General features: G+C 47.5%; 3 tRNA genes. All 3 read right to left on the bottom strand.

From position 1 onward, the window contains the following. Positions 1–332: 332 nt before the first annotated feature. A tRNA-Gly gene (locus ACYUJT_RS25390) sits at positions 333–406 on the bottom strand. 7 nt (positions 407–413) lie between these two features. Further along, positions 414–490, bottom strand: a tRNA-Pro gene (locus tag ACYUJT_RS25385). A gap of 22 nt (positions 491–512) precedes the next feature. Continuing rightward, positions 513–589 (bottom strand) — tRNA-Arg (locus ACYUJT_RS25380). Positions 590–659 lie beyond the last annotated feature (70 nt).

Below are 659 nucleotides of genomic sequence, written 5' to 3'. Positions count from 1 at the left end.
TAGTTTCTGCGGCAAAGAAGGGAATATAGATTTTAATGGATTTCATGTCGTTAGAAGAAAGGGAGATGCCCATTATGGGCTGGATCCTTGATTATAGATGCATAAAATCCATCTAATCTCCTAAAACATTCGTTTAGAGCATAATTAGATACATGAATTCCATTTAGTGTCCGAGAGCAGGCACATTTCTGGCCTGCCCTATAGGATTTCCTGCAAAAAGCCTAAGGATGGTCCATTTAGACCTTCACGGACGGTCGAACCCCTTTGTGGATTCTCTTCCCCACCCGCTAGAAAATAAAAAAACTGCCTATAGGCAGTTTGTCATTTACATATGGAGCGGGTGATGGGAATCGAACCCACGCTACCAGCTTGGAAGGCTGGAGTTCTACCATTGAACTACACCCGCATCATTATGGTCGGGACGACACGATTTGAACATGCGACCCCCTGGTCCCAAACCAGGTGCTCTACCAAGCTGAGCTACGTCCCGATAATGATGTATTAAGAAAAAGTGGCACGCCCTGAGAGATTCGAACTCCCGACCTTTTGATTCGTAGTCAAACGCTCTATCCAGCTGAGCTAAGGGCGCATATTCATGGAGCGGACGACGGGAATCGAACCCGCGACCCTCGCCTTGGCAAGGCGATGCTCTACCGCTG

This window comes from Paenibacillus sp. YSY-4.3, assembly GCF_054767475.1.
This window is presented reverse-complemented; position numbering and strand designations above follow the sequence as displayed.